Source organism: Actinomycetospora chlora (assembly GCF_039542135.1).
Lineage (GTDB): Bacteria > Actinomycetota > Actinomycetes > Mycobacteriales > Pseudonocardiaceae > Actinomycetospora > Actinomycetospora chlora.
The window spans coordinates 1-13,632 of record NZ_BAABHO010000090.1 but is presented as its reverse complement, the minus strand read 5'-3'; the positions used below and the strand labels follow the sequence as shown (position 1 = coordinate 13,632).

The 13,632-nt window shown below is 75.6% G+C and carries 14 protein-coding genes; 11 read left to right on the top strand and 3 right to left on the bottom strand.

Annotation, left to right across the window (positions count from 1 at the left end; genetic code table 11):
- Positions 1-320 precede the first annotated feature (320 nt).
- The 11 genes from ABD994_RS30280 to ABD994_RS30230 all read left to right on the top strand — a co-directional run bounded on the left by ABD994_RS30280 (position 321) and on the right by ABD994_RS30230 (position 10,073).
- Positions 321-1,091: a phosphoglyceromutase gene (locus ABD994_RS30280; protein WP_345425091.1), complete on the top strand. Its 771-nt coding sequence runs from the start codon at positions 321-323 to the stop codon at positions 1,089-1,091.
- Between the two features lie 109 nt (positions 1,092-1,200).
- Positions 1,201-2,457: a sensor histidine kinase gene (locus tag ABD994_RS30275; RefSeq protein ID WP_345425088.1), complete on the top strand. Its 1,257-nt coding sequence runs from the start codon at positions 1,201-1,203 to the stop codon at positions 2,455-2,457.
- On the top strand, positions 2,454-3,170 hold the full coding sequence (locus ABD994_RS30270) for a response regulator (protein ID WP_345425085.1): 717 nt from the start codon (positions 2,454-2,456) through the stop codon (positions 3,168-3,170). Before ABD994_RS30275 ends, ABD994_RS30270 begins: the two co-directional genes overlap by 4 nt.
- A gap of 36 nt (positions 3,171-3,206) precedes the next feature.
- Entirely contained in the window at positions 3,207-4,199 is a 993-nt protein-coding gene (locus ABD994_RS30265) for a Ppx/GppA family phosphatase (protein ID WP_345425082.1), read from the top strand.
- A 4-nt stretch (positions 4,200-4,203) separates the two neighbouring features.
- On the top strand, positions 4,204-5,436 hold the full coding sequence (locus ABD994_RS30260; RefSeq protein ID WP_345425079.1) for a hypothetical protein: 1,233 nt from the start codon (positions 4,204-4,206) through the stop codon (positions 5,434-5,436).
- Between the two features lie 45 nt (positions 5,437-5,481).
- A complete protein-coding gene (locus ABD994_RS30255; RefSeq protein ID WP_345425100.1) occupies positions 5,482-6,267 on the top strand; it encodes a sugar phosphate isomerase/epimerase family protein in 786 nt (261 codons plus the stop codon).
- Positions 6,268-6,286: 19 nt separating this feature from the next.
- On the top strand, positions 6,287-7,135 hold the full coding sequence (proC, locus tag ABD994_RS30250) for a pyrroline-5-carboxylate reductase (RefSeq protein WP_345425076.1): 849 nt from the start codon (positions 6,287-6,289) through the stop codon (positions 7,133-7,135).
- Between the two features lie 225 nt (positions 7,136-7,360).
- Positions 7,361-7,594 carry a helix-turn-helix domain-containing protein gene (locus ABD994_RS30245; protein WP_345425073.1) on the top strand — a complete coding sequence of 78 codons (234 nt, stop codon included), beginning with the start codon at positions 7,361-7,363 and terminating at the stop codon, positions 7,592-7,594.
- Positions 7,595-7,736: 142 nt separating this feature from the next.
- The gene (locus ABD994_RS30240) at positions 7,737-7,838 is read left to right on the top strand and encodes a 30S ribosomal protein bS22 (RefSeq protein ID WP_010241351.1); all 102 of its coding nucleotides are present in this window, start codon (positions 7,737-7,739) and stop codon (positions 7,836-7,838) included.
- Between the two features lie 41 nt (positions 7,839-7,879).
- On the top strand, positions 7,880-8,932 hold the full coding sequence (locus tag ABD994_RS30235) for an NAD-dependent epimerase/dehydratase family protein (protein ID WP_345425070.1): 1,053 nt from the start codon (positions 7,880-7,882) through the stop codon (positions 8,930-8,932).
- A gap of 70 nt (positions 8,933-9,002) precedes the next feature.
- Positions 9,003-10,073, top strand: a complete 1,071-nt coding sequence (locus tag ABD994_RS30230) for a lysophospholipid acyltransferase family protein (RefSeq protein ID WP_345425067.1) — start codon at positions 9,003-9,005, stop codon at positions 10,071-10,073.
- 4 nt (positions 10,074-10,077) lie between these two features.
- Here the strand turns inward: ABD994_RS30230 and ABD994_RS30225 are convergent, their stop codons facing one another.
- From ABD994_RS30225 to ABD994_RS30215, 3 genes are all read right to left on the bottom strand, one after another.
- Positions 10,078-11,058: an HAD family hydrolase gene (locus tag ABD994_RS30225; RefSeq protein ID WP_345425097.1), complete on the bottom strand. Its 981-nt coding sequence runs from the start codon at positions 11,056-11,058 to the stop codon at positions 10,078-10,080.
- A 253-nt stretch (positions 11,059-11,311) separates the two neighbouring features.
- The gene (locus ABD994_RS30220; protein ID WP_345425064.1) at positions 11,312-12,595 is read right to left on the bottom strand and encodes a DUF5667 domain-containing protein; all 1,284 of its coding nucleotides are present in this window, start codon (positions 12,593-12,595) and stop codon (positions 11,312-11,314) included.
- A 124-nt stretch (positions 12,596-12,719) separates the two neighbouring features.
- Complete coding sequence (locus ABD994_RS30215) at positions 12,720-13,316, bottom strand: sigma-70 family RNA polymerase sigma factor (RefSeq protein WP_345425094.1); 597 nt, start codon at positions 13,314-13,316, stop codon at positions 12,720-12,722.
- Positions 13,317-13,632 lie beyond the last annotated feature (316 nt).

Sequence of the window (13,632 nt, the reverse complement as noted above, 5' to 3'; positions counted from 1 at the left end):
GTTCTGTGAGCCAAGGAGTTGGAATCCTGATTTGTCTTCCTAAGACCGCTTGGCCCTCCGACTTCGCTGGCCGCTCGCGCCGCCGTCGGCGGGGCCGTGCCCGCCGCTGCCGCTGGTGGTGATGTCGTCGTCGTCCACGTCGGGACCTCCGTCGTCGTTGACCCGGGGCCCGCGTGGGGTGCGGGCGTCGGTCGGGTGTGTGGGTCGGCAGCCAGCCTGCTCCGACGCGCAAGGCCGTACCCCGCCGAGCGCCATCTCACGCGCGCGGTCACCCCCGCCGGCGTGACGCGACCGGCACGGTGCGGCAGGGTCTGCAGGCCATGAACCCGGAGGGAACCGTCGGCACGCTCGTGCTGCTGCGCCACGGCCAGAGTGACTGGAACGAGAAGAACCTGTTCACCGGCTGGGTGGACGTGGCGCTGTCGGCGAAGGGCGAGGCCGAGGCGCGCCGCGGCGGCGAGCTGCTCGCCGACGCCGGTCTCCTCCCGGACGTCCTGCACACGTCGCTGCTGCGCCGTGCGATCAGCACGGCGAACCTCGCCCTCGACGTCTGCGACCGGCACTGGATCCCGGTGCGCCGCGACTGGCGGCTCAACGAGCGGCACTACGGCGCGCTCCAGGGCAAGGACAAGAAGCAGACGATGGAGGAGTACGGGGAGGAGCAGTTCCAGATCTGGCGGCGCTCCTACGACACGCCGCCCCCGCCGATCGACCCCGACGACGAGTACGCGCAGACCGGCGACCCGCGCTACGCCGACCTCGGCGACGCGCTGCCGCGCACCGAGTGCCTCGCCGACGTCCTGGAGCGCCTGCTGCCCTACTGGCAGGCGTCGGTGGTGCCGGACCTGCGCTCCGGGCACACGGTGCTCGTCGCCGCCCACGGCAACTCGCTGCGGGCGGTGGTCAAGCACCTCGACGGCGTCGACGACGAGACGATCGCCGGCCTCAACATCCCCACCGGCATCCCGCTGCGCTACGACCTCGAGAACACCGGCGACGGCGACCTGCGCCCCACCAACCCCGGCGGGACCTACCTCGACCCCGACGCCGCCCAGGACGCGATCGCCGCCGTCGCGAACCAGGGCCGGTAGACCTGGGTTAACGGCGGTCGAACAGCAGGCCAACCCTGTCTCACGAAGGCGTTGTACTGCTCACGCCGAGGCCGCGTCGGCGCCGGTGACGGCCCTACCATCGGGAGACGTGACCGCCCCGGTGCTGGTGACCGTCGTCGTGGCCCTGCTGGCCGCGGCGCTCGGTGCCGTGGCCGGGGCCGCCGCGGTGCGCTGGAAGCGCGACGAGCACCACGGTGAGCGCTCCCGCGGGCCGACGGTCGCCGAGCTCCTCGCGCGGCTCGTGCGCCGCTCGCAGTCCGGCATCGCCGTGGTCAACCGTTTCGGCGACGTCGTGCTCTCCAACGAGCGGGCCGAGGCCCTCGGCGCCGTCGTCGACGGGCGGCCCGACCCGCGGCTGGCGGCCGCGGCCGAGCGGGTGGCCGTCGGGGGCGAGCCGGGGGAGGTCGACCTCTCGCCCACGTCGTACCCCCCGGGCTCGACGCCGCAGACGATCGTCGCGCAGGTCCGGTCGCTGGGGGACGGCTTCGTCGTCGTCGACGCCACCGACACCTCCGCCGCCGTGCGCCTCGAGGCGGTCCGCCGCGACTTCGTCGCCAACGTCGGCCACGAGCTCAAGACGCCGGTGGGCGCGCTCGCCGTGCTGGCCGAGGCCGTGCTGGACGCCGACGACCCCGACGAGGTCGCCCACTTCGCCACGCGGATCCTCAACGAGTCCCACCGCCTCGGCGCGCTGGTCACCGAGCTCATCGCGCTCTCGCGCCTGCAGGGTGCCGACAAGCTGCCCGAGCTCGTCACCGTCGACGTCGACGAGGTGCTGGCCGAGGCGCTCCAGCGGGTGCGGGTGCCGGCGGAGGCGGCGGCGAGCGCCGGGGGCGACGACGCCGGCGAGGACCCGCGCGGCCGCTTCCTGCTCGACGCGCCCAGCGGACTCGAGGTCGCCGGGGACCGCACGCTGCTGGTCACCGCGCTGGCCAACCTGCTCGAGAACGCCCTGGCCTACTCCCCGGACGGCTCGCCGGTGTCGGTGCGCCGGCGCCGCCAGGGCGACCGGATCGAGATCTCGGTGACCGACCGCGGCATCGGCATCGCCCCCGAGCACCAGCAGCGCGTCTTCGAGCGCTTCTTCCGGGTCGACCCCGCCCGCTCGCGCGCCACCGGCGGCACCGGCCTCGGGCTGGCGATCGTCAAGCACGTCGCCGCCAACCACGGCGGCGAGGTGCGGCTGTGGAGCCAGGTCGGGGTGGGGTCGACGTTCACCCTGCGGGTCCCGGCCGCGCCCGCCGACGCCGACCTCGACGACCTCGACACCGACCTGGCCCGTCCCGCGGCCCTCACCCCGGCGGGCTCCGCCCCGGACCCGTCCGCCCACGGAGGTACAGCGTGACCCGCGTGCTCATCGTCGAGGACGAGGAGTCCTTCGCCGACCCCCTGGCCTACCTGCTGCGCAAGGAGGGCTTCGAGACCGCGGTCGCCGGCACCGGCGCCGCCGCCCTCGACGACTTCGAGCGCCACGGCGCCGACATCGTCCTGCTCGACCTCATGCTGCCCGGCATGAGCGGCACCGACGTCTGCAAGGCGCTGCGGCAGCGCTCGTCGGTGCCGGTGATCATGGTCACCGCCCGGGACGCGGAGATCGACAAGGTGGTCGGGCTCGAGCTCGGCGCCGACGACTACGTCACCAAGCCCTACTCGGCCCGCGAGCTCATCGCGCGCGTCCGCGCCGTGCTGCGCCGCGGCGCCGACGGCGAGGGCGACGGCACCCCGTCCGCGGCCGGCGGCGAGCGGCAGGTCCTCGAGGCCGGGCCGATCCGGATGGACGTCGACCGGCACGTCGTCACCGTCGAGGCCGACGGGAGCAGCACCGAGGTGCCGCTGCCGCTCAAGGAGTTCGACCTCCTCGAGTACCTCATGCGCAACGTCGGCCGCGTCCTCACCCGCGCGCAGCTCATCGACCGCGTCTGGGGTGCCGACTACGTCGGCGACACCAAGACCCTCGACGTCCACGTCAAGCGGCTGCGGGCCAAGCTCGAGCCCGAGCCGTCGGCGCCGCGCCACCTCGTCACCGTGCGCGGGCTGGGTTACAAGCTCGACGCCTGATCCGGCAGCGCCGGGAGCACCGTTAGACTGCGCGTCGTGCGGCTCGGGGTCCTCGACGTCGGTTCCAACACCGTCCACCTGCTGGTGGTCGACGCCCAGCGCGGCGGCCACCCGACGCCGACGCACTCCACCAAGACGGCCCTGCGCCTCGCCGAGCACGTCCGCGACGGCCGGCTCGAGGACGCGGGCGCCGACGCGCTCGTGGCCGCGACGGCCGACGCCCGCCGCCAGGCCCTCGACCTCGGGTGCGAGGACCTCCTGGCGTTCGCGACGTCCGCGGTGCGCGACGCGTCGAACTCGCCGGCGGTGCTCGAGCGCGTCCGCGACGAGGCCGGGGTCGACCTGCAGGTGCTCTCGGGGCCCGACGAGGCGGCGCTGACGTTCCTCGCGGTGCGCCGCTGGCTGGGCTGGTCCGCGGGGCACCTCATGGTGCTCGACATCGGCGGCGGCTCGCTGGAGATGGCGGTCGGGCGCGACGAGGCCCCGGTGCACGCGATCTCCGTGCCGCTCGGCGCCGGCCGGCTCACGCGCGACTGGTTCACCACCGACCCGCCGCAGCGCCGCGAGACCAAGTCGCTCGGCGACTACGCCCACGAGGTGCTCGCCCCCGCGGCGAGCACCCTGCTGGGCGAGGGCCCGCCGGACCGCGCGGTCGTCACCTCGAAGACGTTCCGCTCGCTGGCCCGGCTCACCGGCGCGGCGCCGCGCAGCGCCGGCCCGCGGGTCCGGCGGCGGCTCACCGCGGCGGGGCTGCGCCAGGTCGTGGCGTTCATCTCGCGCATGAGCTCGACCGACCTCGCCGAGCTCGAGGGCGTCTCCGCCAGCCGCAGCCACCAGCTCGTCGCGGGCGCGATCGTGGCCCACGAGGCGATGACCGCGCTGGGCCTCGAGGAGGTCGAGGTGTGCCCCTGGGCACTGCGCGAGGGGATCATCCTCGGCCGTCTCGACCAGGTGCAGCCGACCGGTGGACTGGCGTCGGTCGACGGCCCCCTGGCGACTGGACGACCGACACTGCACCAGGCACGGTAGTGGCGTGAACAGGGACGACGGGCCCCGACCGGGCACCCAGCGCAGCGTGGCCGAGCTCCTGGCCGCGTACAGCGCGGAGTCCGCGCAGCCGCGCAGCCGTCGCTCCCCGGAGCCCGCGGCGGCCCCGGAGCCGGAGCCCCCGGCGTACGACGGCGGCCGGTCGGGCGGGTACGACACCGGCGGGTACGACACCGGGTACGACACGGGCTACGACGACGGGTACGACACCGGCGGGCCGCGCAGCTACGCCGATCCGGGCCCGCGCTCCGGGGGTTACGACACCGGCTACGACACCGGCGGGTACGACACGGGCTACGGCGACCGCGGGTACGACCGCTACGACGCGCGCGGCTACGACGGCCGGGGCTACGACGACCGGGGATACGGCTCCGCGTACGGACCCGGTCCGGACAGCGGCGGGTACTCCTGGAACGTGCCAGGCCCGCCGCCGGCCCCGCCGTCCCGGCCGGCCCCGCCGCCCCCGATGCCGATCCAGCAGCCCCCACCCCAGCAGGCCCCCCAGCAGCAGCCCCCGCCGATGACAGGCACCCAGGCCTACGGGGCGCCCCCGGTGCGGCCCGCCGGGCCCCCGCCGGGCGGCCCGCAGCCCACCCGCATCACCCCGATCCCGAACGGCGTGGGCGGGGGCCCCGGCGTCCCGGCCGCACCGGTCGGCGACGCCAACCCGGCGACCGCGGCGAGCCCGGCCGCCCGTCCCGCACCGCCGGCCCCACGCGACGACCGGGGTGGCCCGCCCACCGCGGCCTCGTCGCTCGCGCGCCCGGACCTCGACGAGGACGACGACCTCGACGACCTCGACGACCTCCACGAGGAGGACGTCGACGACGACCGGGACGACCGGGACGACGACCCCGACCGGGGCGACGCTCCCGCCGGCCTGGGCCGGGCGCCGCGACGCGCACCGGTGGACGACCTCGACGACGACGAGTACGACGACCCCGAGCCGCGCGGCGGGTCCGCCCGCGACTGGATCGTCATGATCGCCCAGCTCGTGGTCGGCGCCCTGCTCGGCGCGGTGCTGTGGACCGTCTTCTCCTACCTGTGGCAGGAGCAGCCCGTCGTCGCCCTCGTCCTCGCGGCCGTCGCCACCACCGGTCTCGTCTTCGGGGTGCGGGCCCTGCGCCGCTCCGACGACCTGCAGACGACCGTGCTCGCCGTGGTCGTCGGGCTGGTGGTCACGGTGTCCCCGGCCGCGATCGTGCTGCTGAGCCGCTGATCCGTGACGTCCCGCCCCGCCCCGCACGGGGGCCCGCCGGTCGCGATGTCCACGGCGTCGGTGTTCCCCGAGCCCATGGACTCGGCGTTCGAGGTGGCCGCCGAGCTCGGCTACGACGGCGTCGAGCTCATGGTGTGGACCGACCCGGACAGCCAGCACCTCGCCTCGGTGGCGCGGGCGTCGGAGCGCACCGGGATGCCGGTGCTGGCGGTGCACGCCCCCTGCCTGGCCATCACCCAGCGCGTCTGGACGCCGGACCCGGCCGAGCGCCTGCGCCGCAGCGCGGTCCTCGCCGCCAGCCTGGGCGCGCCGACGGTGGTGCTGCACCCGCCGTTCCGCTGGCAGCGTCGCTACGCCCTCGGGCTCGCCCGGCAGGTCGACGAGCTGGAGCGCGCCCACGGCGTGCGCATCGCGATGGAGAACATGTTCCCGCTGCGCCGCGGGCGGCTGCGGTGGTCGAGCTACACCCCCGGCCACGACCCCACACGGCCCGGCGCCCGTTGGTACACGCTCGACCTCTCCCACACCGCGACCGCGGGTGACGACGCCCTCGCCCTGCTCGACCGCATGGGCGAGCGGCTCGTGCACCTGCACCTCGCCGACGGCACCGGGCTCGAGCGCGACGAGCACCTCGTGCCCGGCCACGGCACGCAGCCGACGGCGGAGGTGTGCCGGCGGCTCGGGGCGTCGGGCTTCGCGGGCACGGTGGTCGTCGAGATCAGCACCCGGCGGGCGCGGTCGCGCAACGAGCGCCTCGACGCCCTCGCCGAGTCGCTGCTGTTCGCCCGCCTGCACCTGGGCACCGACCTGCCGCGCTCCCCGGTGCGCTAGCTGCGGGAGGATCGCCGCCGTGGGACAGACGGTGGCCGTCGTCGGCGGCGGGAAGATCGGTGAGGCGCTGCTGGGCGGGCTGGTGGCCGCCGGGCACGCGCCGGGCGACCTGCTCGTGGTCGAGCCCGTCGCGGCGCGGGCGGCCGAGCTGGGCGAGCGGTACGGCGTGGCCGCGGTGGACGCGCCCGAGGCCGCGCGGCGGGCGGACGTGCTGGTCGTGGCCGTGAAGCCCGGCCAGGTGCCCGACGCGCTGGGGCAGGTCCGCGACGTGCTCGCCGGGCGCGCGCCGGGACAGGACCGGCCGACGGTGGTGTCGCTCGCGGCGGGCGTCACCACGGCGACGCTCGAGTCCCGCCTGCCCGCGGACACCGCGGTGGTGCGCGTCATGCCGAACACCCCGATGCTCGTGGGCCGCGCGATGTGCGTGCTCTCGCCGGGCACCGCGGCCGGGGACGCCGAGCTCACCGTCACCGAGACGCTGCTCGCCGCCGTCGGCCGCACGGTGCGGGTGCCGGAGTCCCAGCAGGACCTCGCGACGGCGCTCTCGGGCTCCGGGCCCGCCTACGTCTTCCTGCTCGCCGAGGCGATGATCGACGCCGGTGTCGCGCTCGGCCTGCCGCGCCCGGTGGCCACCGAGCTCGTCACCACCACCGTCGAGGGCGCCGGCGGGCTGCTCACCACGCCCGGCAGCGACGGCCGCGAGGGCGCGGCGCCGCACCCGGGGCTGCTGCGCGAGGCCGTCACCTCGCCGGGCGGCACGACCGCGGCCGCGCTGGGGGTGCTGGAGTCGGACGGCCTGCGTGCCGCCCTGGCCCGCGCCGTGACCGCTGCGCGTGACCGTTCCGCCGCGCTCGGTCGCGGCGAGTAGCCACGCGGCGGGCGGGCGGATCGCGCCGTTCGTCGTGACGAGATCGTGTTCCGGCGTCCCGGCGTGGACGCTTGACGCGTCCGGGCGCTCGGTGACCGCACGGGCGGGTGGATTCGAACCAGACGTCACACGCGTCCCGCTACCCTCACCCGCACAGCACGGCGTGTCGGCCCGTCGGGAGGGGAAGCCCGGCGGCACGGCCTGTGCTCGAAAGGCGTGATTCCCATGCCCAACAACCCGACGGGCTCCGGGGCGCGGAGGACCGACGGCGACAACCTCGCGCGGGTGCAGTTCCTGACGGTGGCCGAGGTGGCCGCCGCCATGCGCGTGTCGAAGATGACCGTCTACCGCCTCGTCCACAACGGAGAGCTGCCCGCGGTCCGGGTCGGCCGCAGTTTCCGCGTCCCCGAGGACGCGGTGCACGAGTACCTGCGGGGCTCGTACTTCGACGCCGGCTAGTCCACGGCGCAGCGGGGGCGGCTCCGCTCCGCTGCGCCCTGCCTGCCGACCGGTCGCCCACACGGCGACCGGTACGGTGGTGTGTCTGCGACCGGACGGTCGCCACCCGTTGTTCCCCCGTGCAGCACGAGAGGTTCGCCCTATGGGTTCGGTCATCAAGAAGCGTCGCAAGCGGATGTCGAAGAAGAAGCACCGTAAGCTCCTGCGCAAGACCCGCGTGCAGCGTCGCAAGCTCGGTAAGTAGAGCCCGGAGCAGCAGACCGCAGCAGTCAGGGAGTGCCAGGCATGTCCGAGGCGCCGTCCGTCGTCCTCGTCACCGGGGTCAGCCGCTTCCTGGGCGGCCACCTCGCGGCGCGGCTGGCCGCCGACCCCTCGATCGAGCGGGTCCTCGGCGTCGACACCACGCCGCCGTCGCGGGAGATGCGGCGGCGGATGGGGCGCGCCGAGTTCGTGCGCGTCGACATCCGCAACCCCCTGATCGGCAAGGTCATCTCCACGGCGAAGGTCGACACGGTCGTCCACGCCTCCCTCTCGGGCAACCCCGGCGCGTCCGGCGGCCGCTCGATGATGATGGAGATGAACGTCATCGGGACGATGCAGCTGCTCGCGGCGTGCCAGCGGTCGGACACGGTGCGGCGGCTGGTGGTCAAGTCGACGTCGGCGGTGTACGGCGCGAGCCCGCGCGATCCCGCGACGTTCACCGAGACCACCGAGCCGAAGGCCATCCCGCCCGGCGGGTACGCCAAGGACGCGGTGGAGATCGAGGGCTACGTCCGCAGCTTCTCGCGCCGCCGGCCCGACATCCCGGTGACGACCCTGCGCTTCGTCAACCTCATCGGGCCGCGGATCGACACGTCGTTCGTGCGCTACTTCTCGCTGCCGGTGGTGCCCGTGGTGCTCGGGTACGACGCGCGGGTGCAGCTGCTGCACGAGGAGGACGCGGTCGCGGTGCTCGAGCGGGCGGCGGCCCAGGATCTGCCGGGCGTGTTCAACGTCGGCGCCGACGGGGTGCTCATGCTCTCCCAGGCGATCCGCCGCGCCGGGCGCGTCTCGCTGCCGATCCCGCAGCCGGCCGTGCCGCTGATCGGCCGGTTCACCCGGCGGGCCCGGCTGGTCGACTTCTCGCCCGAGCAGCTGCGCCTGCTCAACTTCGGCCGGGTGGTGGACACCACCAAGCTGCGCACGGAGTTCGGTTTCCAGCCACGCTGGACCACGGTGCAGGCCTTCGACGACTTCGTGGCCGGGCGCGGCCTGCGCCCGGTGATCGACCCGGCGACGTACGGGCGGGTGACGGACGCGGCGCTCACCGTGGCCCGCGCCCTGCCGTCCGGCGCGTGACGCCCCACCACCACAGCACGACAACACAGCACGACCCGTCCCGCCCCCAGCGTCCTCGAGAGGAGACGTCATGCCCGAGGCCCGGGTGATCCCCCTGCGCAGCGAGGACGGACGCCGGTCGCCGCGGCCCCGCCCGGCGCCGCGCCGGGCCAGCCGTCCGGGCGTGGGCTCGCTCGCGGAGCGCACGGCGGCGGCGCGCGGGTCCGGGACGGCCGGCGAGGACGTGGAGGGCCTGGTGGCCGACGGCGGGCAGGGCCCGGGCGCCGAGGTGGCCGCCCTCCCGGCGCGCGCCCCGTCGACGGAGCTCGAGGCGCGCGTGGCCGACGTCGGGGAGTTCCTGCAGCGCCGACTGACGGGCCGCTACGCGGTCGACGACTTCGGGTTCGACCGCGACCTCACCGAGCACGTGGTGATGCCACTGCTGCGCCCGCTCTACGAGAAGTGGTTCCGCGTCGAGACCATCGGCACCGAGAACGTGCCGCTCTCGGGCGGCGCGCTGCTGGTGGCCAACCACTCCGGCACCCTGCCCCTCGACGCCCTCATGACCACGGTGGCCGTGCACGACGACCTGCCGGTGCCGCGCTACCTGCGCATGCTCGCCGCCGACCTCGTGTTCGGGCTGCCCGGCGTCGGTGCCGCCGCGCGCAAGGCCGGGCACACCCTGGCCTGCAACGCCGACGCCGAGGCCCTGCTGGGCGCGGGCGAGCTGGTCGGCGTCTGGCCGGAGGGGTTCAAGGGCATCGGCAAGGACTTCGCCGACCGCTACAAGCTGCAGCGCTTCGGGCGCGGTGGCTTCGTCTCGGCCGCCCTGCGCTCGCGCGTCCCGATCATCCCGTGCTCGATCGTCGGGGCCGAGGAGACCTACCCCAAGATCGCGGACATCGGGCCGCTCGCGCGCCTGCTCGGCGTCCCGTACTTCCCGGTGACGCCCACCTGGCCGCTGCTCGGCCCGCTCGGTCTCGTGCCGCTGCCGTCGAAGTGGTACATCGAGTTCGGCGAGCCGATCCCCACCGACACCTACGAGGCCGGTGCCGCGGACGACCCGATGCTGGTGTTCAACCTGACCGACCAGGTGCGGGAGAACATCCAGCAGACGCTCTACCGCCTGCTCGCGGGCCGGCGGAACGCCTTCCTGGGCTGAGAAGCTAGCCGACCAGGCGCTCGGCCAGCCGCGAGGCGGTCGAGCGCCGGCGGTAGGCCGCGCCGGCGACGACGGCCCCGGCCACCGCGCCGGCACCGAGCACCGACGGCACGCCGATCTTGGCGGCCTTGCGCCCCGAGCGGAAGTCGCGGATCTCCCAGCCGCGCTCGCGGGCGAGCTGGCGCAGGTCGGAGTCCGGGTTGACGGCCACGGCCGTCCCGACGACCGAGAGCATCGGCACGTCGTTGACCGAGTCGGAGTAGGCGGCGCAGCGCCGCAGGTCGAGCCCCTCGCGGGCGGCGAGCGCCCGCACCGCGTGTGCCTTGGCCGGGCCGTGCAGCAGCTCGCCGACCAGTCGCCCGGTGTAGACGCCGTCGCGGCTCTCGGCCACGGTGCCCAGAGCGCCGGTGAGCCCCAGGCGGCGGGCGATGATGCGCGCGAGCTCCAGCGGCGTGGCGGTGACCAGCCAGACCCGCTGCCCGGCGTCGAGGTGCATCTGCGCGAGCGCGCGCGTGCCCTCCCAGATCCGGTCGGCCATGAGCTCGTCGTAGATTTCCTCGCCCAGCTCGACCAGCTCGGCGACCGACTGGCCGGCCACGAACGACAGCGCCTGCTCGCGGTGGGCGCGGACGTCGTCGGGCGAGCCCTCGCCGCCGAGGCGGAACTTGAGCTGCTGCCAGACGAAGCCGCGCAGGTCTGAGCCCGAGAAGAAGTTGCGCGCCGCGAGCCCGCGGGCGAAGTGGAAGATCGACGCGCCCATCATCATGGTGTTGTCGACGTCGAAGAACGCGGCGGCCGTCAGGTCCGGCGGCACGCGCGACGACGGCGGGGACTCGCGGACGTCCGGGGCGACGGCCGCGGCGGCCGCCGCCGCGGGCGCGCCGCCCGCCGGCTGGCCGTCGAGCGCGCCGTCCGGGGCGCCCTCGTGCTCCGCCGTGCCCGCACTGTCCGGAACGGTCTCGAGCAGCTCGGACGCGGTGGGCATGCCCAGGGCGGGGTCGCGCAGCGCGGCCTCGGCGGACGCCTCGCCCGCACGTCGCGCCGCGTCGCGCTCCGCCTGCATCCGGCGCTCGCGCCGTCGTCCCACCGCCGGGCCTCCCGTCGCGTCCGTCCTTCTCGAGGTCACCCGGCGGGGCGGACGGGGACCCCTCCGGCGGTGCTCGTCCACCCTAGACGCGACCCCCGACCGGGCGCGGCGCCGCGGGCGGTCGGAGCCCGCCGGCCGGACGGGTGTCGGGTCAGCCGCCGAGGCTGAGGCCGGGCAGGCCCGGCAGCAGCGGCGGCAGGTCGACCTGCGGCAGCAGCGGCACCGGCAGCGGCACGTTCACCGGGGCGGGCGTCGAGGTCCGCTCCTCGCGGGAGCTGCTGGACGAGTCGCTCGCGTCGGTGTCCCGGCTGCGGCTCGACGACTCCTCGGTGCTGGTCCGGGTCGTCGTCGTGGTGGTCGTCGTGGTGGTGCTCGTCGACGTCTGCGTGCCGGCGGTCAGGGTGCTGTCGGTGTCGGCCGACGAGCGCCCGGAGTCGCCGGCGCAGCCGGTGGAGGGCAGCGGGCCGAGGTCGTCGGAGGCGCTGCCGGTCGCGCAGGGCCGCGGCCCGCCGTAGGCCCCGGCGCGGCGGTCGAGGCGCTGCAGCATCTCCTGCGAGCTCGCGGCGGCAGCGCGCCCGTCGCCGTCGAGCGACGGACTCAGGGTGTCGAGGCGGGCCGACTGCGCCCGCGCCCACTCCTGCAGCTGTGCGGGCGAGGGCCCGGACGGCTGGGCGGACAGCGGGAGGATCAGCCGCGAACCGGTGCGGGCCTGCTCGTCGAACGAGCGCAGGTTCTCCAGCACGAGGGCGGCCTGGTCCGGGCCCAGCCCGGCCGCGACCGGCCCGGGGCCGGCGGCCGTGGTGCCCTGGCGGCCGATGAGGTCGGAGACCTCCTCCAGGCGGGTGGAGGCGAACTCGAGGTGCTTGAGGCCCTTGGCCTCCTGGCCGCTGGTGAGCCCGATCTCGGCGCTCTCCGAGGCCCGCTTGATGCCGTAGAGCATCTCGCCGGGCAGGGCGCCGCGGCTGAGCAGCACGGTGAGGGCGCCGAGCAGCAGGATCGCGCAGGCACCGGTGACCATCGAGCGCGTGAGCCGCCGGGCGGACCGCCGCGACGCGGCGCGCCCGGCCGGGCGGCCGGCGGCGGGACGGGTACCAGGCGCGCCGTGTCCTGCGCCGGCCCGGCCGGCCCCCCGACCGCCGGCCGGACCGGTGTCCGGGGTGCGGAGGACGCGCGTGCCGAGCGTCCGGCCCGTCGTGCCCTCCTGCTGGGGCGCGCCGATGCCCGCCATCACCGCGGCGCGCATGCGGGCGCTCGCCTCGGGGTCGGGCCCCGGGGTGGCGCGGCCGGCGGCGCGCAGGGCGGCGGCGATGTCGAGGTCGCGGGCCAGCTCGTCGTCGCCGCGACCACGATCGGGTCGAGGAGGCCGCCCCGTGGCGTCCCGCTCGTCCCAGACGCGAGCGAAGCGCTCGTCGTCCTCGTCGTGCCCGCTCGACATGCCGCCCGTCCTCATCGTCCGCGCGTCACCGTGCGTGCGCGCCGTACTCGTCGCTGGGCAAAACGACCGGACGGGCGACCGGTTACGACGATGCGGTGTGCGGTTCGAACCACACGGATGTGACTCACCGCAGCCCCTCGGGCAACAGTTGAGCGAGGCGGCGCACGGCCCGGTGCTGCAGGGCCTTCACGGCGCCCTCGTTGCGGCCCATGATCTCCGCGGTCTCGGCGACGGAGAGGCCCTGGAGGAAGCGCAGCGCGATGCACTCCTGCTGGTCGTCGCCCAGCTTGGCGACGCAGCGCAGGAGCTCGGCGTGGGTCGCGCCGGCGATGACCTCGGCCTCCGGGCTGGGCCGGATGCTGCTCGGCGCGACGTCCGAGACCTCCGCCGTCGAGCTCTCCAGGCGGTAGCGGCTCGACTTGACGTGGTCGAGCACGAGGTTGCGGGCGATGGTGACGAACCACGCACCGATGTCGCGGCCCTGGTAGCTCACCGACGTGATCCGGCGGAAGGCGCGGACGAACGTCTCCTGGGTGAGGTCCTCGGCGGCGGGGCGGTCGCCGAGGCGGAAGAGCACGAAGCGGAAGACCGTGTCGTGGTAGCGGTCGAAGAGCTGCCCGAACGCGTGGGTGTCGCCGTCCTGCGCGGCGCGCACCAGCGCCCAGCCCTCGGCGGTGGCGCCGTCGTCGGGGAGCAGGTCGTCCGGCAGGTCGTCGGCGATCTCCTCCTGCTCGAGCGCGGGCGCGACCTCACCGGTGTGTGACGCCGTCGGGTCCCCCGGCGGCTGCAGCGGGACGGCCGCGGTCGGGGCGGCCGCCCCGTCCGGCAGAGGCTCGCCCGGCGGGGCGGGGGGCGGCTCCGGGGGCGCGGGCGGCAGCGGTCCGGTGCCGTCGCGCGGGGCCGGCGGCCCGGCGTCGGGCACCGGGGTGCCGTACGGGGGCGTGGGGCGCCCGGCGACCCGGCGCCGTGGGCGCCGCGGCCGCTAAGTCGGAGGCCAAGCGGTCTTAGGAAGACAAATCAGGATTCCAACTCCTTGG